Origin of the sequence: Klebsiella sp. FDAARGOS_511 (assembly GCF_003812845.1) — a bacterium.
Classification (GTDB): Bacteria; Pseudomonadota; Gammaproteobacteria; order Enterobacterales; family Enterobacteriaceae; genus Klebsiella; species Klebsiella grimontii.
In genome coordinates this window covers 4458150-4477961 of the sequence record NZ_CP033824.1, presented here as the reverse complement: position 1 = coordinate 4477961, position 19812 = coordinate 4458150, and the positions used below count along the sequence as shown (strand labels likewise).

Below are 19812 nucleotides of genomic sequence, written 5' to 3'. Positions count from 1 at the left end.
GCAAGGCAAGTCTGACATTCCCGAGTAAATTGGTCAACTATTTACTTGACTGTTTTAGTCAGGTATTTGGCTTTCCGTGCCGTTTTACTTAAGCGCGATCTGATGCCCTCTCCCATAGGGGAGGCGATCGCTAGGCCGGGTAAGCGCAGCGCCACCCGGCAAACAGACGGTACTACTCTTTATTCTTCTGCTCAATTGACGCCAGCATACCGCGCAGGATGTTCAGCTCCTGGCTTTCCGGGCGGGCGCGGGTAAACAAACGGCGCAGTTTGTTCATCACCTGGCCCGGATGACTGGCGCGGATAAAGCCGGTTGCCAGCAGCGTCTGCTCCAGATGGCCGTAGAAACGCTCTAAATCATCCACCAGCGGATACGGGGTTTCTTCATGCTCGACGACGGGCTCATTTTGCTCCTGCGCCGCCAGCCATGCCATACGCACTTCATAGGCGATGACCTGCACCGCCATCGCCAGGTTCAGCGAGCTGTATTCCGGGTTAGCGGCAATCGCCACGTGATAGTGACACTTCTGCAGCTCTTCGTTAGTCAGGCCGACGCGTTCACGGCCAAATACCAGCGCAACCGGCGCATGCTGCGCTTCGGCAACGCTTTTCAGGCCGCATTCGCGCGGATCGAGCATCGGCCACGGCAGCGTGCGGGAGCGCGCGCTGGTCCCCACGACGAGGCTACAGCCCGCTAGCGCTTCATCAAGGGTATCAACGATGTGGGCATTGCCAATGACGTCGCTGGCCCCGGCCGCCAGAGCGATGGCCTGAGAATCGGGTTTGACCAGAGGATTGACCAGCCACAGGTTGGTTAATCCCATGGTTTTCATTGCGCGGGCGACGGAGCCCATATTGCCGGTGTGTGAGGTTTCTACCAGTACGATTCGAATATTTTGCAGCATTATGGTTCTTCGGCTAAAGATTATTCGTGCATGCTATCATAAAACGGAGACATGGGCAGATTTCACTGTTACTATATGCGCCGTTTTTTCCCGTTCTTTAACATCCAGTGAGAGAGACCGATGCATCCGATGCTGAACATCGCCGTGCGCGCAGCGCGCAAGGCGGGTAATTTAATTGCCAAGCACTACGAAACCCCTGATTCCGTAGAAACAAGCCAGAAAGGCAGCAATGATTTCGTGACCAACGTCGATAAAGCCGCTGAAGCGATTATTATCGAAACCATTCGCAAATCTTACCCGCAGCACACCATCATCACCGAAGAAAGCGGTGAACATGAGGGTGAAGATCAGGATGTTCAATGGGTTATCGATCCACTGGATGGCACCACCAACTTCGTAAAACGTCTGCCGCACTTCTCCGTCTCCATCGCCGTACGCATTAAAGGCCGTACTGAAGTTGCCGTGGTTTACGATCCAATGCGTAACGAGCTGTTTACCGCAACCCGCGGTCAGGGCGCGCAGCTGAACGGCTACCGCCTGCGCGGCAGCAGCGCTCGCGATCTGGATGGCACGATCATCGCCACCGGCTTCCCGTTCAAAGCAAAACAGCACGCGACCTCTTACATGAATATCCTCGGCAACATGTATACCGAATGCGCGGATTTCCGCCGCACCGGTTCCGCTGCCCTGGATCTGGCCTACGTTGCCGCTGGCCGCGTTGACGGCTACTTTGAAATCGCGCTGAAACCGTGGGATTTCGCGGCAGGCGAGCTGATCGCTCGTGAAGCAGGCGCTATCGTCTGCGACTTTACCGGCGGCCATAACTACCTGCTGACCGGCAACATCGTTGCAGGCAACCCGCGCGTTGTAAAAGCCATGCTGGCGAATATGCGCGAGCAGCTGAGCGAAGCGCTGAAGCGTTAATTTTATCGTTGAGTAAAAAGGGAAGCCTTGCGCTTCCCTTTTTTATTATTTCATCAGATTCACTACAATCCGCACGGTGGTATTTATCGCCATGCACAATATTGCTGCGCCGTTAAACAGGGCAGAATGCGCGCGCCATTTCGGACAATCCGCGTCGCCTATCAGATGATGAATGAAACAAGCGATACCGCCGGTCACTAACCTGGACAACAGAATCCCGAGCATCGCCGGTGCAAACAGTAACCATCCCAACTGCACAAAGTCGTTTTCGCGTGCGCCGTGCAGCAATAAAACGATTTGAAACGGTAAATAGAACCCCAGTGCGAAAATGAGCGGCAGTCGCAGATTGCTCACCGGGATTTCTGGCGTTTTCACCAGCCGCCAGGCATCGCGAACCAGCGTCAGCCCCAGTACCAGCGTGGCAAAATAGCAGATGTAATTGAAAACTGAGACGAAACGCAGCAGCGTATCGCCCTGGAGATAACGCATAAACCCGACTTGCCAGAACAGAGTCATCAGGAAACCGCACTGCAGGATCCAGCTACGAACTATCCAGCTGAAGAAATCTCTGCGCGACGGCTGGTTATGCAACATCCACGCAACAATGGGCATCTTACTGTACCCGGGGTGCAAAAAAGCCAGTATAAAACCGGCAATCAGCAGCTGGCCGTAAACAGCAACCGGAACGCTTTCTACACTCGTTTGTCCCAGCCCAATAAGATTATACAGAGCCGTATATATGCGGGGGAGCTCGGCAGGCCACCAGCTCGCCAGCTCGGGCCAAAAGAAGATGATTGATAAGCCGACCAGCAGCCCTGCCGCTGCGGATAGAACCAGTGTGTACCCTGAGGTTGGGGATTGATTAACGGTCATTATGACTCCTTGTCACGACCAGGAAAGAAAACTGAAAGCTAAAGCATTGGAGGATAAGCCACAAACAGCCGCCAACACTTTAAGATTTCAGCCCGGTCCAAAGGTATTAAAACGGCCTTAATCCCCCGCCGCTCGGCACTGCACTGCTCCACATAACCACCGCCGCCGCCAGCAAAATCACGCCACCGGCCAGCGCCAGGGTCGCCCAGCCCACCCGCTTCCATAGCACCGGCGCCTGTCTGGCGCTCAGCCTGACCGCCAGCTGGCGAAAACCGTGAACCAGCAGAGCAAGCGCGCTAATGGTAAGCGAGGTTCCCGCCGCCATCGCCATCGCGGCCGCCATCCCCCAGCCAAATACGCCGATAACCTTACTGAACAACAGAACCATAATAGCCCCGGAACAGGGGCGCATTCCCATCGACAGCACGATAGCCAACCGGGCCCGCCAGTCGTCGCCGCTTTGCAGCCGTTCCGGCGCCGGCAGATGCTGGTGCCCGCAGCCGCAGTTGGCGTGATGAACGTGATGCGCGGTGAAGGCAGTGAATTTAGGCCGGCGCAGCAGTATGCGCAGCTTTTTTAGCGCCCGCCAGCACAGCAAAAGGCCCAGCGCGCCGACCAGCAGATAGCTTCCCTTTTCCAGCCAGAAGCTGCTCAGGTGCAACTGTCTTGCCGGAAGCTGCAGCAGCGTCAGTACCACTACCACTAAAGCGATGGCCACCAGCCCCTGCAGCAACGAGGCGGCCAGGGTCAGGCCAATGCTGGATTTCAGCTTCGACGGATGGGTCGCCAGCCAGGTTGTTATAACCACCTTACCGTGCCCCGGCCCCAGCGCGTGCAGGACGCCGTAGGCGAAGCTAAACCCCAGCAGCGACAGCCCGGCGGCGGAAGGATTCTCCGCTACCGCCTGCAGAAGCCGACTCAGTTCGACATTTAGCGCGCGCTGCCAGACCGCGCTTTGCAGCAGCACCTGCGGCCAGGCCTGCCATAGCCAGAAGCCAGCCCCTGCCGCCAGCAGCAAAAAGAGCGCCAGCGGCCAAAGCTGACGCCAGCGCGGCGAACGGCTGTTTTGAGTAAAAATCAGCGACATTGCAGCGTCACCTTTTGCGCGAAATAATTCCCCAGTTCCATATCCTCCGGCGGCGCATCCGCTTTATCCAGCGACTGCGCATAGGACAACATTTTTTCATTCGGTTTCGGCGTCATCACGTTTGCCGTGCAGCTCGTTTTCATCGCCGCCGGCAGAGCAAAATCAGCGTCTTTGTCATAATACATATCAACATAATAGGTCGGGTCGTAGGTTGAAAAAGTGAAGGTTTGCCCGGCCAGAGGCTGCGGCTTCGCCAGCGGCAGAGTAAAAGTGAGCACCGCCTGGTGGCCGCTGCGCTCCAGGCCATAGCCGTCGGGTCGATTATCAAACTTTACCCGCTGGCCGTTATGCCATAGCTCGCTGAAATAGTGCTGGCCCAGCACGTTCGCCATCACTTCCGCCGCCAGCTTTTTCCAGATTTCGCTACCAGGTTTGGCGCTGCCCGCATCATAGAGCAGATCGGCGGAGGTGATTTCATCCATCGTCCAGCGCATTTTAAAGCCGGTGAGCAGGCCATTTTCCGCCACAGCCTCCGTTTGCAAGCTGATGAAACTGTGCGGATGTGCCGCCGCGGTTAGCGATAAAAACATGAAAAACGCTACGCTGACGCATTGTTTCACTCTCTTCATCTGTTCCTCACGTGAAAAATTCTGTGAACCGCGCCAGCAATCCTGATGTAAAGACGCGGGAGTGCCCTGCTCACCCTGAATACATTAACTACGCTTAACGAAAACCCTAACTGGAACTAACCGGATGATGACAGTGATTGAACCACCATCTGTGCTTTCCAGTCCACAGCGCCGTAGCCAGGTGCTCCTGATGTTTTATCTGCCCGGGCAATCCGTAACGCCCGAATGGCTGGGTAGCCTCACTCAGGTTGATGAGGATACCGCCAGGCAGGACATCGCGGAGACGGGACGCGAAATTCAGCGTTATCACCGCTTAACCCTGACTTCACAAGCGGACGGCAGCTATCGGATGGAAGGCGCCGCGCTCGATCAACGCTTGTGCTTGCTGCACGCTCTGCGCCGCGGGCTGCGCCTGTGCCCGCATTTTGTCAGCCACCATTTTACCCCGGCGTTAAAAACGCAGCTTAAACAGCAGGGTATCGCACGCACGCTATATGACGACACCAATCTCCAGGCCCTGGTGAACCGGTGCGCCCGAACTCTGAACCGGCAGTTTGACTGCCGCGACGTGCATTTTCTGCGTCTTTATTTACAGTATTGTTTACTGCAGCACCACCTTGGGCAGAGCCCCTCTTTCACCCACGAGCAGCAGCGCTGGGCGCAAGCCGCCGCCGAGTTTACCCTCGCGGAGGAGATTGTTCGCCACTGGCAGCGTCGGGTGGCGGCGACGCCCCATGCCGGAGAACAGCTGTTTCTGACCCTGCTATTTATGCTGCTGAAAACCCCCGATCCCATCCGCGACGGGCACCAGCATGACCGGCGCCTGCATCTGGCCATCTCCAGACTGATTCACCGCTTTCAGAACCTGGCGGGGCGGCCGTTCAGCGATGAGCAGGGGCTTAGCGATCAGCTCTATATACACCTCTCACAGGCGCTACACCGCAGCGTCTTCGCCATCGGTATCGATAACGCGCTGCCGGAGGAGATTGGACGTCTGTATCCCCGTTTGATGCGCACCACGCAGGCGGCGCTGGAGGAGTTCGAAGCCAGCTGGCAGGTTCGCTTTAGCCAGGAGGAAGTCAGTTTAATCGCGGTGATTTTCGGCGCGTGGCTGATGCAAAAAAGCGATCTGCAAGAGAAACAGGTGGTTTTGCTTACCGATGATAATCCAGACCTTGAGCAGTCGCTGGAGCAGCAGTTGCGCGAGCTAACCCTGCTACCGCTCAATATTAAGTATTTGAGCGTAAGCACCTTCCAGAAAGAGGGCGCGCCGAAGGAAGTGACGCTGATCGTCACCCCCTATACCACGGCGCTACCGCTGTTTTCACCGCCGCTGTTTCATGCCGACGAGACGTTCAGCGATCACCAGCAGCAGCAGATTTGCAAGATGCTCGAGGCCTAAGCCACCGCTTTTGGCCGCACCACCAGCGCCGGTAAGGCCACCAGCGCCATCACCCAGAAAACGCCCTGGTGCAGATGCTGGTAGAGGAAGCCGGCAAATACCGTCATTACCGCAATGCTGCCGCCCATCGCTACCGCGGAGTAGACCGCCTGCAAGCGGATGACTTCGCTTCCCTGGCGAGCCGCGATATAGCGCATCGCCGCCAGATGGCAGACCGTAAAGGTGCCACAGTGGAGGATCTGCGCGACGATAAGCCAGGGTAGCGCCGTCGTCCAGCCCATCAGCGTCCAGCGAATCACTCCGCACACCGCGGAAAGCAGCAGCAGATCGCGGGCGCTGAAGCGGCGGAAGACCTTTTTGCTCAGCGCGAAAATCACCACTTCCGCCACCACGCCAAGCGACCACAAATAGCCCACGGCGGAGGCGGAATACCCCGCCTCCTGCCAGTAGATTGCGCTGAACCCATAGTAGGCGGCGTGCGCCCCCTGCAGCAAACAGACACAGGCAAGGAAGCGCCAGCTTTGCCGCACCAGAGTGACCCAGGCCGACAGCCCGGCCGCTTCCTGCTGGCGGGATTCTCCCTGCGGCTGCACCGACGGCTTCAACAGCATCCCGAGCAGCATGGAGGCTATACCGACGCTGAGCATCACCAGTATCATCCGGTAGTCATACAGGCTGACCAGCTTCCCAGTCAGCGCCGAGCCAATGACGAAAGCTATCGACCCCCACAGGCGCACGCGCCCGTAGTCCATGGTGATCTGCTTTTGCCAGGTATTCGCCAGCGCGTCGGTCAGCGGCACCAGCGGCGAGAAAAAAAGGTTAAAGCCGACGATAATCACCATCAGCCAGACAACCTGGTGGCCGATCCAAAATGCGAGCGCAAAGAGCAGCGTCAGCAGCGCCAGAATGCGCAGAGAAGAGATAAGACGGGACGGGTCGCTGACCCGCGGCGCAATCAGCAAGCTGCCAAGAAAGCGCGACACCAGCCCGGCGCCGAGCAGCATGCCGATGGTTTCCGGCGTCAGGCCAAGTCCGGAAAGCCAGACGCTCCAGAAAGGCAGGAAGATACCGTAGCTAAAAAAGTAAGTGAAGTAACTAAGCGCCAGCCAGCGCGTGGAGTGCAAGACCATGATTCCCTCCCGAATGGAGGCGACAGTCTGGCGATAAAGCGTGGCGGGTGCAAGATACCCTCGCCTCAAATATGGTGCTATTCGCCCCCCTGCACGTCTATTTTCAGCGAAAAATTCAGCGTATCTCCTGCACCTAAAACCCGCAGCCCCGGCTGTCCGTCCATGTTATGGGCGTTTACCGGATGACTTTGCGGCTCAAGACAAAGGAACGGTTCACCCTGCATTCTGAAGAGCATCAACCACGGAGTTTGCGAAAAAATTGTGATATCCATCACATCACTAATCACCCTCGCCCGCCCGCTCCAGCCAGAATAGCCCACGTTCAGCCAGCGATCCTTACCGTACTGCGCATGGCTGAAATCGGCATAGTCGGGCAGTTGGCCTTGCCAGCCGAGAGGAAGATGCTGCTCCCCTTCAGGCCAGTAGCCAGCGGCTGCAAACTGCACCTTACTGCGCTTATCAAAAGGAAAAAACGGATGAAAACCGCAGCCATAGGGGATGGGGGCGCTACCACAGTGGGTAAGCGTCAGCTCAGCCACCAGCTGGTTACGCAGCAGCTGGTAGCGGATCTGCGCCAGGTAATCGAAACCGCAGACATACTGCCGACGCAGCTGTAACACGCAATAGTCGCTGCCGCGCGCAATCATATCCCAGCGCTGCAGCCAACCGTCGCCGTGGAGAAAAAAATGCGCGTCGGCGTGGTGGCGAGGCAGAGCTATCTCACATCCCTGAAAAATAAAGCGGTTCCCGGCGACGCGATTGGCCAGTGGCAGCATCGGAAACATGCCGCCGGTGGGGTTTTCATATAGCACCGGCGCCTGATATTGCCGCGAGTACAAACTTTGCACTTTGCCGCCCAGAGAAGCGACGCGCATCCGCAGATGCGCGTTTTCCAGAATCCACTCTTCCGCCATTAGCGCGTCTGCTCCTGCTTCATCGCCTGAGCGCCCGCATGACGTTTCGCCAGCTGCTCTTCCAGGGCTTCGAGAGTGACCCCCTTCGTTTCCGGCACGTTGCGCAGAATATAGAGGTAGCCGACTGCGCAAATAACGCCATACAGCAGGAAACTGCCCGCCGCGCCCAGTCCGGCATTAAGCAGCGGGAAAGTGTAGGTTAACAAGAAACAGGCAATCCACAGCGCCAGGGTGCCTAAGGACATCGCGAGTCCGCGAACGCGGTTGGGGAAGATTTCCGCCAGCAGTACCCAGGTAACCGGCGCCAGGGTCAAGGCGTAAATAGCAATCGCCGCCAGCACCAGCAGCAGAACGGGCCAGCCCATGATGCCCATGCCATAGGCGGCGGCAATCAGAACATAGATAAGCGTCAACCCTGAGGCACCGAGCAGCATTAATTTACGGCGGCCGATTTTATCCACCAGCGGCAGCGCGGCGAGGGTAAACACCAGGTTGACGATCCCCGTTGCGACGATCGATTTCAGCGTACTGTTAATATCGAATCCCGCCGAGGCAAAAATCTCCTGCGCGTAGTTAAAGATGACGTTAATTCCGCACCACTGCTGGAAGACGGCGAGGACCATGCCAATGATAACGATCGGTTTAACCTGCGGAGCCAGCAGCGCGCCGTAGGAGATTTTATGGTTATCTTTTTCCAGCGTGTGCGCGATGTCGCGTAATATCCTGTCGGCATAGTCGGCGGAGCCAATGCGCTCCAGCGCGGCCCGGGCGCGATCCGGCTTACCGGCCTTCATGAGCCAGCGCGGCGACTCAGGAACAAAAAACATCAGCACCAGAAACGCCAGCGCTGGCACCAGTTCCGCGCCGAACATCCAGCGCCAGCCCATCTGCCCGTTCCAGGTCTCCACAATCATCTGCTGCGTCGCTCCCGTCGCTACGGGTTCCGCAATCATCAGGTTGATAAGCTGAGCGGCCAGCACGCCAATCACGATAGTGAGCTGGTTTATCGCAACAAAGCGCCCTCTTTTTTCTGCCGGGCTGACTTCCGCTATGTAAAGCGGGCTGAGCGCGGATGCCAGACCAATCCCCACGCCGCCCACAATGCGGTAAACCACAAACATGTCGAAACTGCTGGCGACCGCCGTCCCCCACGCCGAGGCGCTGAACAGCACGGCGGACAGTATTAAGGGCAGCTTGCGCCCCAGTTTATCGGCGCACCATCCCGAGATTAATGCGCCGAAAACGCAGCCCACCAGCGCCGAGCTCATTGCCCAGCCAGACTGCGCCGGGTCGGTAATGGAAAACCAGGCTTCATAAAACGGCTTTGCGCCGCCAATCACCACCCAGTCATAGCCAAAGAGTAAACCACCGCAGGCGGCGACCAGACAGATAGTCCAGACGTAGCCCATTTTCAGATGTGTCTGCGCGTTATTCATAATGATTCCTCTATAAGGGAAACGCAGGGAACAGTAGGGTTCAGGCGGGCCAGACCCGCCTATTTAAGGTTCAGGAAAAAATACCGCTTTGCAGGGCATGCTGAATTAGATGCGCCTTATCGTGAACGGGGTTGATTTGCAGAAGCTGTTGCATCGCTTTCTGACTGGCGGGTTGGTTGCCTAGTCCCAGGTAGCCAAGCGCTTCAATAAACAAGCAGTGCTGACGGTGCAACTGCTGTGCCGATACATCGAGGACCACAAGATCTGGTAGCGAGACGGCAAAAAAGTCGGCTTGCGGAACGTCATCCCGATGCTGCGCGGCCCAGACGATAAAACTGTGGAAGTGCTGCTCGGCCTGCGCCGGGTTACCGCTCTTACGCAGCGCGATACCCTGCCAGAAAAGGTAATCAGCGGGCTGATCGTTGTAGTAACGCCCGGCGTCCAGCGTTGAGCCCCCTTGCAGGGCAAGCTGGTAATATTCCGCTGCCTGCTGCGCATCCCCTGCCTGTTCCGCGCAATAGCCCAGCAAATACCAGATATCGTTGTCCGTCTGCCCGGGCAGCCGCCCCTCCCCCAGGTTATCGGGATAGCGTAACGCGTCTTTCAGACAGTCCGCAGCCTGCGTAAACGCCTCACGTTCGATCAACTGTAAAGCGCGATGAAGCTGATTGAGCAAATACTGGCCGGTAACTTTCCCCTCCCCGCCTTCCCAGGGATGAAATACGCGCGTATCGAGAATAGCGGCGGCATCGGCATAATGACCGGCCGCGTTCCACAGGCTTAACAGCTCAGCGGTCAGGTCATCCCGTTTCAGCACCACCGCTTTGCGCGCCGCCAGCGTTTCCAGTCGTTCGTTTACCGGCGTTCCCAGTGATTTTTTCAGGAAATCAAGCTCAAAGAGGAAGCGCGCGTTTTCGGGCTCAAGCTCTACGGCCCGTTGCAGATAAGCCAGCGCCTGCGCGGCATCCTGTTGTTTGTTCCAGGCGTAGACCCCCAGCAGACGATAAGCGGGCGCATAGTCGGGAGATTTTTCCAGCGTCTCGCGCCAGCAGCGTACCGCCTCTTCATAGCGACGTTTGCTGTACCAGAAGCAACCGAGCAGATAGCGGGCAAAAGCGCTATCACTCAGGATTTGCAGCATCTGGACTTCATCAAGCGTGTTGGGGAAACGCACTTTTCGCGCATGGCAGCGCTCAGCTTCGGCAATTAACCGTTGCCGTTTATTCGCATCATCGCTTAACGAGGCGCGCCACAGCATCGGCAGCGCTTCCTGGCAATCCAGAACCTCAAGCACCTCCTTCGCCGCCTGCTTCTGACCGATGGAGAGCAGCCAGCCCGCCAGAAGGCTGCCGTTGATTCCTCTGCGCCCCGTTACCCGCAGCAGGTTCTCTCGCGCTTCATCGCCCGGCGCAATCATCCAGCGCGCGCAGTGCAGCGGATAGCTCAACGGGTATTGTTTAAGACAGGCGAAAATATACGCCTGCGCCTCTTTCGTCCGCCCGCTGTTCGCTAACGCCAGCGCTTTCAGCCCCATAGCCAGATGGTTGCTGGCGTTAAACTGCAGGCTGGTGTTGACCTTTTCCAACGCGTCGGCGGTATCACCCCGCTTCATCGCCAGCCTTGCCAGCGCCCACCAGGCGGCATCGCGGCAGTTACCGCTCCAGGACGCTTTGTAATAGCAATCCCATGCTCCAGCTTCATCGCCCTGCCTTTCCAGCGCGCTGGCAAGCAGCATACTGGCTTCGCCATCGCGCGGATTTTTATTCAGACGATGGGCGCGAAGTAGCGCGGCCCGGGCACATTGCTCCGCCAGCCCCCAGTCGGCGCAATTAAACGCCAGCGTCCCGAGGGCAACATTATTGCGGTAATCCTGCGGATCGAGGGCTATTGCCCGGCGATAGTAATCTGCGGCATAGCGGCTGGCGTGATTGTATTGTTCAAGATGCTGGCCGATAAAATAGAGCTCATCGCCGTTGTGAATCTCTTCCGGCATCGCCGGCGCGCAGGCCGGTTCGGGCAGGGGCGTCTGCTGAGTAATATGTTCCTGATAATCCAGCAGCAGCTGGTTGTCTGCGGTTTTCACCTTAATGGTTAAACGCCGGGGGTCATTTTCCGGCAGCGTATGCTGCCAGCTCTCGCCGGGCTTCAGCGTAAGCTGAGTTTCATACAGCGGCTGCTTTTCCGCGCTGAGTTCAACAACGATATTTTCCAGCGGCGCAATGGCGTAAACACCGAGCTGCAGCTGCTCCGACTCGCGAACCAGCTTCAGCGCCAGCTGCGTATTGGCATTTTGCACCATCCCCAGCTCGCTATAGGGAAGAAAATTTTGTACAAAAATCTTCTCTTCGTAAGGCGCAAGCCAGGTAAAGTCAGGCTGGTTATCGGTGTAGACGCCGGTCATCAGCTCGATATAGGGACCATTTTCGTCGGTCAGATTGCGGTCCCATGCCTGGCCAAAGTCGCCATAGCCCCAGCTCCACTGTTTTTTGCCCGGCGAAACGTGGTGGTCGGCAACATGCAGTAGCCCACCGCGCTCGTCGTGGTGATAAGCGCCGACAAAGTCATAGTCCGATTTCTCCGCCATATACGAGGTGGGTACCGGAACGTTTTTATAACGAGAGATATCGACGCCGGCAGAATAGTCCACCTTGTAGTAGGTGCCGGTGGCGATGGGAAAAGCGGAAACATCGCGCTTGCCGTGATCGAATACAGCGGTGACGTCGGGCGGGAAAACGCTCTGGTGAGCATCGCCGCCTTTTACCGCCGGGTTGGCCCACCACAGGAAATGACGCGGCGTGGCGTTACCATTAAAAACCTTACCGGTGATTTCAATCAGCGCGCGGTCAGGATAGAGAGTAAACCCGGTCATGACCTGCAAACCGCGCATGGGCTCCGCTTCCCCCATCCATACGGTCTGCACGCCGTTTTCCCCGTGCTGGATCGAAAAATCGACCGGCATAAAGGTCGTCGGGCGGTGATGCTGCGGCCAGTTGAACTCGATACCGCCGGAGATCCAGGGCCCCAGTAGCCCTACCAGGGCGGGTTTAACGACTTCATTGTAATAGACGAAATCGCGCTGGTTGACTTTGTCATACGCCCGGTGAATACGTCCGCCGAGCTCCGGCAGCAGCATGATACGAATGAAATCATTCTCCATCCATACTGCCTGATAATCGCGCATTTCACGCTCGCCGGTCAGCGTATCGATCACGCCGTAGGGATAGACGTTGCCGGAGGAACCTTGATAAACGCGTTTTTCCAGAAACATAGGGTTCGGATCCTCCGTCCCCGTCGTCCACGTAGGTAATGTAATTGTTTCCTGCCAGACCTTAACCGAACCGTACATGACGCCTCCACTAAACAAAATAAAGTAAAAATCTCTATAAGAGGAGTTTATATCGCCATTTAGCTGCTAAAATGCGCAACGCTCACGCAATATAGTTAAGGGAGTTAAGTGTATGCAGCGCACCGGTTTAAATAACGCCCGGGTCAGGCAGGTCAACAAATCTATTTTTCTCTCCCACCTCTGGCGGGAGAAACAACTCAGTAAATCCCAGCTTTCCCAGCTCACTGGGCTCTCTATTCCGGCTGTGAGCAACATTCTTGCAGAACTGCTTAGCGAGGGATTGATCGGCCATTCGACGGAAAAAATGAGCAAGCGCGGCGTGAACAGCGGAAGCTACCAGATCCCCGAACACGGTGCCTGGACGCTATGCATGAATATCACGCCGACCAGCATTGAGTATCAGCTTGCCGATGCCCGACTGCTGGCGGTTGATGGCCACCAGCATTTGCCCATCAATGCACCCACGCCGCAGGCTCTTCTGGAGGCCATTGTGGAATGCTGGCGACGTATTCACCGCCGCTACCCGCAGCACAGCATCAATCTCGCGCTTGGCGTTCATGGGCAAGTTGATCCCGTAACCGGGGTGTCACAAACCATGCCCCAGGCGCGCTGGAAAACGCCGATTGAAATAAAGTATCTGCTTGAGGAACAACTCGGCGTGCAGGTACGGGTAGATAATGACTGCGTGATGCTGGCGCTGGCGGAGAAATGGCAGCATCCGGGTCCACAACCGGATTTTTGCGTGATCAACGTCGATTACGGTATTGGATCATCGTTTGTGATTAACGATCAGATTTATCGAGGAAGCCTCTACGGCAGCGGGCAGATAGGACACACGATTGTGAATCCTGACGGCAAGGCCTGCGACTGCGGGAGATACGGTTGCCTCGAAACCGTAGCGTCCCTCAGCGCGTTGAAAAAGCAGGCGCGGATGTGGCTCAAAACCCAGCCGGAAGCGCAGCGCTCTCCCGAGCAATTAACCACGGCATCGCTCATTGAAGCCTGGGAACAGGGAGACGTGCATATCCGCGCATGGGTTGATAGCGCGGCCAACGCCATTGGCTTAAGCCTTTATAATTTCTTAAATATTTTGAATATTAATCAGATCTGGCTATACGGACGCAGCTGCGCCTTTGGCGAACAATGGCTGGAAAGTATCGTTAAACAAACCGGCTTTAATCCCTTTGACCACGGCGATACGCCGCGAGCGCACGCCACCCAAATCGGCTTTGGCAAACTCACCCGCGCCCAGCAACTCATGGGGATCGGTTATCTCTACGTTGAGGAGCACCTACAGACGCTGCGTTAATCATCAGGGGGACGTGGCGGAGCGCAAATTTGTGTATTACGTTTAAATCACACGTCTCTCATAACGAGCTGATTATGAACACACTACGCTATTTTGATTTTGGCTCTTCCCGCTCCCTGCTGCTATTGATCGCCCGTATCGCGGTGGTGGTGCTGTTTATTCTTTTCGGCTATCCCAAGCTGCTCGGCTTTAGCGGCACGGTGCAGTACATGGCCTCCTCCGGCGCGCCAATGCCGACGCTTGCGGCCATTATTGCCATCATTATGGAAGTGCCTGCGGCTATTTTGATTGTGCTGGGCTTTTTCACCCGACCGCTGGCGGTGATCTTTATTTTTTATACTCTGGGTACCGCAGTTATTGGGCATCACTACTGGGATATGTCCGGCGATGCAGTGCTGCCGAACATGATTAACTTCTGGAAAAACGTCAGCATTGCCGGCGCCTTCCTGCTGTTAGCAATAACCGGGCCCGGCGCCATTTCGCTCGATCGACGCTAATCTTCAGACGCAAAAAAGGCCGCAATTGCGGCCTTTTTAATTTCAACGGCTAACGATTATGCATAAACCGGGAAGCGGGAGCAGATGTCCAGCACTTTGCCCTTCACGCGCTCAATGACCGCTTCATCATTGATGTTGTCCAGTACGTCGCACATCCAGCCAGCCAGCTCTTTCACTTCCGCTTCTTTAAAGCCGCGACGGGTGACCGCCGGAGAACCGATGCGGATACCGGAGGTCACAAACGGGCTCTTCGGATCGTTCGGTACGCTGTTTTTGTTCACGGTGATGTTAGCGCGACCCAGTGCAGCATCAGCTTCTTTACCGGTCAGATTTTTATCGACCAGATCCAGCAGGAACAGGTGGTTTTCAGTGCCGCCGGAAACCACTTTGTAGCCGCGGTTCAGGAACACTTCGACCATCGCTTTGGCGTTTTTCGCTACCTGCTGCTGGTAAACTTTGAACTCTGGCTCCATCGCTTCTTTCAGCGCAACCGCTTTCGCCGCGATAACGTGCATCAGCGGGCCGCCCTGGGCGCTCGGGAATACGGCAGAGTTCAGTTTTTTGTACAGTTCTTCGCTACCGCCTTTCGCCAGGATCAGGCCGCCGCGCGGACCCGCCAGGGTTTTATGGGTAGTGGTGGTCACCACGTGCGCATGCGGAACCGGGTTCGGGTACACGCCTGCGGCAATCAGGCCGGCAACGTGGGCCATGTCGACGAACAGGTATGCGCCAATGCTGTCAGCGATTTCGCGCATTTTCGCCCAGTCAACGATACCGGAGTAGGCAGAGAAACCACCGATAATCATCTTCGGTTTGTGTTCCTGAGCCTGCTTCGCCATATCTTCGTAGTCAATTTTACCGGACTCATCAATGCCGTAAGGAATGATGTTATACAGTTTGCCGGAGAAGTTGACCGGGGAGCCGTGAGTCAGGTGGCCGCCTTGCGCCAGGTTCATACCCAGCACGGTGTCGCCCGGCTGCAGCAGAGCGGTATAGACCGCGAAGTTAGCCTGGGAGCCGGAGTGCGGCTGCACGTTAGCGTAGTCAGCGCCGAACAGCTCTTTCGCGCGATCGATAGCCAGCTGCTCTACGATATCGACGTATTCACAGCCGCCGTAGTAGCGCTTACCCGGATAGCCTTCAGCGTATTTGTTAGTCAGCTGAGAGCCCTGCGCCTGCATAACGCGTGGGCTGGTGTAGTTTTCGGAGGCGATCAGTTCGATGTGCTCTTCCTGACGTACTTTTTCTTGCTCCATAGCCTGCCACAGTTCGGCATCATAATCGGCAATGTTCATTTCACGCTTTAACATCCGCATCTCCTGACTCAGCTAACAATAGAATTTCGGCCTTAAAAGGCGGTCCGATTGGACAACGGCCCACAGTATAACTGAATCATTCTGTGATAACAGGTCTTGACAAAGGATTTTACGCAAACGATTGGCTCCGCATAACACAAGGCTTTGAGCAATAAAGCTCCTGCAATTATCAACGGATTTGTTTTCAGGTTTGTGATGCAAATAATTCATGTTGCCACTGCCGTAGGGCAAAGCGTTAAAGAACCATTTACAAAGCAGGGGTATTTTTATAAGATGCATTTAAAATACATCATTAAGATAACATACAAGGAAGCTGCTATGCTCGACGCGCAAACCATCGCTACGGTGAAAGCCACCATCCCCCTGCTGGTTGAAACCGGTCCGAAACTGACCGCCCATTTTTACGACCGCATGTTTGCTCATAATCCCGAACTCAAAGAAATCTTTAATATGAGTAATCAGCGCAACGGCGACCAGCGCGAGGCGCTGTTCAACGCCATTGCCGCCTATGCCAGCAATCTTGAGAACCTACCCGCCCTGCTGCCGGCGGTGGAAAAAATCGCCCAGAAGCATACCAGCTTCCAGATCCAGCCTGAGCAGTACAATATTGTCGGTACCCACCTGCTGGCCACCCTTGACGAGATGTTCAGCCCCGGCCAGGAAGTGCTGGATGCCTGGGGCAAGGCCTACGGCGTACTGGCCAACGTCTTTATTAACCGTGAAGCGCAAATCTACCGCGAAAGCGCCAGCAAAGCCGGCGGCTGGGAAGGCACCCGCGCGTTCCACATCGTCAGAAAAACGCCGCGCAGCGCGCTGATTACCAGCTTTGAGTTTGAGCCGGTCGACGGCGGCGCGGTCGCTGAATACCATCCGGGCCAGTACCTGGCGGTCTGGCTGAAGCCGGAAGGTTTCCCGCATCAGGAGATTCGTCAATACTCCCTGACCCGTAAATCCGATGGTAGAGGCTATCGTATCGCGGTTAAACGCGAAAAGGGCGGGCAGGTTTCAAACTGGCTGCATGGTTCCGCGCAAGAAGGCGACGTGATTTATCTGGCCGCGCCGGCCGGCGATTTCTTCCTCAACGTGGCGCCGGAAACGCCGGTCACGCTGCTCTCCGGCGGCGTCGGTCAGACGCCGATGCTGGCGATGCTGGACACGCTGGCAAAAGCACAGCATCCGGCGCAGGTGAACTGGTTCCACGCGGCAGAGAACGGCGACGTGCACGCCTTCGCGGACGAAGTGAAAGCTCTGGGTGAAACCCTGCCGAGGTTTACGTCTCACGTCTGGTACCGCAGTCCGAGCGAAGGGGACCGTGAAGCCGGCGCGTTTGATAGCGAAGGTTTGATGGATTTATCGGCCCTGGCCGACAGGATTGGCGACCCGCAGATGCAGTTCTATCTCTGTGGCCCGGTGGCGTTTATGCAGTTTGCCGCACAGCAGCTGGTTGAACTGGGCGTCAATAAGGACAACATCCATTACGAATGTTTCGGGCCGCATAAGGTGCTGTAACCCAGCATAATAACCCCGGTAGCGGTGCGCTTACCGGGGCTACAAATCTGGATGGAATTGAACTTCTTAAGCCATCATCCGTTTTTTTTTAAGCTTAAATCGCCGCGTCGTCTTCTTCGCCGGTGCGGATACGAATCACGCGCGCGACATCGAAGACAAAGATCTTACCGTCACCGATTTTGCCGGTCTGCGCCGTACGGATAATGGTATCCACGCAGGTGTCGACGATATCATCGGTGACAACGATTTCGATTTTTACTTTCGGCAGAAAATCCACCATATACTCCGCGCCGCGATACAGCTCGGTATGCCCCTTCTGGCGGCCAAAGCCTTTCACTTCCGTTACCGTCATCCCAGTGATGCCGACTTCGGCCAGCGCTTCGCGCACGTCATCCAGTTTGAAAGGTTTAATAATCGCATCAATCTTTTTCATGGTGTTCCTGTCTTTGTCGCGTAACCGGTTGCTAACCGTATCATAACTTGCGTCATCCTACGGAGCTACTCTTTAAAGTCGTTAGCGTCGAGCTCGTGGCGCGACAGCAGTTTATAGAATTCGGTGCGGTTGCGCCCCGCCATCCGCGCCGCATGCGTGACGTTGCCTTTGGTAATTTGCAGCAGCTTGCGCAGGTAATTGAGCTCAAACTGGTTCCGCGCCTCGACAAACGTCGGCAGCGCGGTGTTTTCCCCTTCCAGCGCCTGCTCCACCAGGGCGTCGCTAATGACCGGCGAAGAGGTCAGCGCCACGCACTGCTCAATCACGTTCACCAGTTGGCGCACGTTGCCCGGCCACTTAGCGGCCATCAGCCGCTTCATCGCATCCGTGGAGAACGCGCGCACAAAGGGTTTGTGGCGATCGGCAGACTGGCGCAGCAGATGGTTAGCCAGCAGCGGAATATCTTCCGTACGCTCGGCCAGCGGCGGGATTTTCAGGTTCACCACGTTCAGGCGGTAAAACAGATCTTCGCGAAACTCGCCGCGCGCCATCGCCTTTGGCAGGTCGCGATGGGTCGCAGAAATAATCCGCACATCAATGTCGATGTCGCGATTGCTGCCCAGCGGGCGCACTTTACGCTCTTGTAAAACGCGCAGCAGTTTTACCTGTAACGCAACCGGCATATCGCCGATCTCATCCAGAAACAGCGTACCGCCTTCTGCGGCCTGAAATAGCCCCTCCCGGTTGCTGACCGCACCGGTAAAGGCGCCGCGCGCGTGGCCGAATAGCTCCGACTCCAGCAGCTGTTCGGGGAGCGCGCCGCAGTTAATGGCGACAAAAGGTTTGTCCCGGCGCGGGCTGGCGTTATGGATGGCCTGGGCGATAATCTCCTTGCCGGTACCGCTCTGGCCGTTAATCAGCACGCTCACGTCCGACTGCGCCACCATCCCGGCCTGCTCCAGCAGGCGTTCCATCAGCGGGCTGCGGGTCACAATCGCCTGGCGCCAGCGCTCATCGGTCGTCGGCGCGCTCTGCTCCAGCGCGTCATCAATGGCTTTATACAGAGCGTCTTTATCCACCGGCTTGGTGAGAAAGCTAAACACGCCCTGCTGGGTGGCGGCGACGGCGTCCGGAATGGAACCGTGCGCGGTGAGAATAATCACCGGCATTCCCGGCTGCACCTTCTGGATTTCGCTGAACAGCTGAAGGCCGTCCATCTCGTCCATCCGCAGGTCGCTGACCACCAGATCCACTTTGTCACGGCCCAGCGTGCGCAGCGCCTCCGGCCCGCTCTCGGCGGTCAGCACGCTGTATCCTTCGCTGACAAGACGCATGCCCAGCAGCTTCAGCAGGCCCGGATCGTCGTCCACCAACAGCAGGCGGGCGGGTTTACGGATCGTCATGAATCACCTCCGGGACTTTATCGCTGCCGTGCCCGGCGTCTGAGCTAAAGTTCCCGCCGGGTTTACGGCTGGAGAGCTGGCGCTCAATGTCGGTGAGATTCTCCAGCTTGCGGGTCGTCAGTTCGAGCTGATTGCGTAATTCAATTTCCTGCTGACGCAGCGTCTCCAGCTCCGCATCGCTTGATTGCTGCAGTTTGGCGTAGCGGGAGCGCTCGTCAATCAGCTGAAGCTGCCGGCCCTGGGCATCGCGCCAGAGCTGATAGAGCGGGCGAACCTGGGCGGCGATTTGCGGGCTGAAGGTATCCAGGCTAGCCACCAGATCGCGACGCTCATTGGGCGTAATCTTGGCATCTGCCAGCAAAATGCCGCGCTTAAAGGCATCCTGCCAGCTGTTGTCATCGTGCAGCCGGGCTTCAGCCCGCGCCTGTACCGGAGCAAGGCGATCCGCGCAGTCAATTCCCCGCAGCCAGTAAAGCGGGTTTTTATCGCTGGCCTCACTCTGCAGGGTCCAGATGTCGGCACACTCTACCGAAAGAAAATCGGCGACCTGATGCTGCGGCAGCGCAGAGAGCGTTTTGCCATCCGCGGCGTGTGGTGATGTAGAGGCGGAACATCCCGCCAGCGCCAGGCACGAAATGCCTGACAGCAGCCATCCCCTGAGGGGACGGACAAGTGCGAAGAAGTGGGACATATTCACCCG

17 protein-coding genes are annotated in these 19812 nt (G+C 56.8%); 5 read left to right on the top strand and 12 right to left on the bottom strand.

Annotated elements, in window-relative coordinates; genetic code table 11:
• Nucleotides 1–172 precede the first annotated feature (172 nt).
• The gene (trmJ, locus tag EGY08_RS22670) at nucleotides 173–904 is read right to left on the bottom strand and encodes a tRNA (cytosine(32)/uridine(32)-2'-O)-methyltransferase TrmJ (RefSeq protein ID WP_004123616.1); all 732 of its coding nucleotides are present in this window, start codon (nucleotides 902–904) and stop codon (nucleotides 173–175) included.
• Between the two features lie 120 nt (nucleotides 905–1024).
• On the opposite strand from trmJ, the gene suhB reads away from it, so the two are divergent.
• Nucleotides 1025–1828 (top strand): inositol-1-monophosphatase, encoded by an 804-nt coding sequence (gene suhB, locus EGY08_RS22665; RefSeq protein ID WP_004123618.1) that lies wholly within the window; start codon nucleotides 1025–1027, stop codon nucleotides 1826–1828.
• Nucleotides 1829–1873: 45 nt separating this feature from the next.
• Here suhB and EGY08_RS22660 read toward each other — a convergent pair whose 3' ends face one another.
• From EGY08_RS22660 to EGY08_RS22650, 3 genes are all read right to left on the bottom strand, one after another.
• Complete coding sequence (locus EGY08_RS22660) at nucleotides 1874–2440, bottom strand: hypothetical protein (RefSeq protein WP_123828942.1); 567 nt, start codon at nucleotides 2438–2440, stop codon at nucleotides 1874–1876.
• 367 nt (nucleotides 2441–2807) lie between these two features.
• Entirely contained in the window at nucleotides 2808–3788 is a 981-nt protein-coding gene (locus EGY08_RS22655) for a nickel/cobalt transporter (protein WP_123828940.1), read from the bottom strand.
• Nucleotides 3779–4417, bottom strand: a complete 639-nt coding sequence (locus EGY08_RS22650) for a DUF1007 family protein (RefSeq protein WP_049115871.1) — start codon at nucleotides 4415–4417, stop codon at nucleotides 3779–3781. The genes EGY08_RS22655 and EGY08_RS22650 overlap by 10 nt, the downstream gene beginning before the upstream one ends.
• A 124-nt stretch (nucleotides 4418–4541) precedes the next feature.
• Between EGY08_RS22650 and csiE the strand changes: the two genes are divergently transcribed.
• Complete coding sequence (gene csiE / locus EGY08_RS22645) at nucleotides 4542–5819, top strand: stationary phase inducible protein CsiE (protein WP_032741928.1); 1278 nt, start codon at nucleotides 4542–4544, stop codon at nucleotides 5817–5819.
• Here the strand turns inward: csiE and EGY08_RS22640 are convergent.
• The 4 genes from EGY08_RS22640 to EGY08_RS22625 all read right to left on the bottom strand — a co-directional run bounded on the left by EGY08_RS22640 (nucleotide 5816) and on the right by EGY08_RS22625 (nucleotide 12645).
• Entirely contained in the window at nucleotides 5816–6949 is a 1134-nt protein-coding gene (locus EGY08_RS22640; protein ID WP_049115870.1) for a 3-phenylpropionate MFS transporter, read from the bottom strand. The two genes, csiE and EGY08_RS22640, sit on opposite strands and share 4 nt — an antisense overlap.
• A gap of 77 nt (nucleotides 6950–7026) precedes the next feature.
• Entirely contained in the window at nucleotides 7027–7863 is an 837-nt protein-coding gene (locus tag EGY08_RS22635) for an aldose 1-epimerase (RefSeq protein ID WP_123828939.1), read from the bottom strand.
• Nucleotides 7863–9299, bottom strand: coding sequence for a sugar porter family MFS transporter (locus EGY08_RS22630; RefSeq protein ID WP_087828484.1), 1437 nt, complete (start codon nucleotides 9297–9299; stop codon nucleotides 7863–7865). Before EGY08_RS22630 ends, EGY08_RS22635 begins: the two co-directional genes overlap by 1 nt.
• Before the next feature lie 70 nt (nucleotides 9300–9369).
• Nucleotides 9370–12645, bottom strand: a complete 3276-nt coding sequence (locus EGY08_RS22625) for a DUF5107 domain-containing protein (protein WP_087828483.1) — start codon at nucleotides 12643–12645, stop codon at nucleotides 9370–9372.
• A 112-nt stretch (nucleotides 12646–12757) separates the two neighbouring features.
• Between EGY08_RS22625 and EGY08_RS22620 the strand changes: the two genes are divergently transcribed.
• Both EGY08_RS22620 and EGY08_RS22615 read left to right on the top strand, forming a co-directional pair.
• Nucleotides 12758–13954 (top strand): ROK family transcriptional regulator, encoded by a 1197-nt coding sequence (locus tag EGY08_RS22620; RefSeq protein WP_123828937.1) that lies wholly within the window; start codon nucleotides 12758–12760, stop codon nucleotides 13952–13954.
• Nucleotides 13955–13983: 29 nt separating this feature from the next.
• Nucleotides 13984–14451 carry a DoxX family protein gene (locus tag EGY08_RS22615; protein ID WP_227631508.1) on the top strand — a complete coding sequence of 156 codons (468 nt, stop codon included), beginning with the start codon at nucleotides 13984–13986 and terminating at the stop codon, nucleotides 14449–14451.
• 56 nt (nucleotides 14452–14507) lie between these two features.
• On the opposite strand, the gene glyA is transcribed toward EGY08_RS22615, so the two are convergent.
• Nucleotides 14508–15761: a serine hydroxymethyltransferase gene (gene glyA / locus EGY08_RS22610; protein ID WP_004134918.1), complete on the bottom strand. Its 1254-nt coding sequence runs from the start codon at nucleotides 15759–15761 to the stop codon at nucleotides 14508–14510.
• A 324-nt stretch (nucleotides 15762–16085) separates the two neighbouring features.
• Here glyA and hmpA point away from each other — a divergent pair, with 324 nt between their 5' ends.
• On the top strand, nucleotides 16086–17276 hold the full coding sequence (hmpA, locus tag EGY08_RS22600) for an NO-inducible flavohemoprotein (protein WP_123828933.1): 1191 nt from the start codon (nucleotides 16086–16088) through the stop codon (nucleotides 17274–17276).
• A 94-nt stretch (nucleotides 17277–17370) separates the two neighbouring features.
• Here hmpA and glnB read toward each other — a convergent pair whose 3' ends face one another.
• The 3 genes from glnB to qseG form a co-directional block, all read right to left on the bottom strand.
• Nucleotides 17371–17709, bottom strand: coding sequence for a nitrogen regulatory protein P-II (glnB, locus tag EGY08_RS22595; protein WP_002914032.1), 339 nt, complete (start codon nucleotides 17707–17709; stop codon nucleotides 17371–17373).
• A 65-nt stretch (nucleotides 17710–17774) separates the two neighbouring features.
• A complete protein-coding gene (glrR, locus tag EGY08_RS22590; protein ID WP_004123653.1) occupies nucleotides 17775–19112 on the bottom strand; it encodes a two-component system response regulator GlrR in 1338 nt (445 codons plus the stop codon).
• A complete protein-coding gene (qseG, locus tag EGY08_RS22585; protein WP_049112993.1) occupies nucleotides 19099–19803 on the bottom strand; it encodes a two-component system QseEF-associated lipoprotein QseG in 705 nt (234 codons plus the stop codon). The genes glrR and qseG overlap by 14 nt, the downstream gene beginning before the upstream one ends.
• Nucleotides 19804–19812 lie beyond the last annotated feature (9 nt).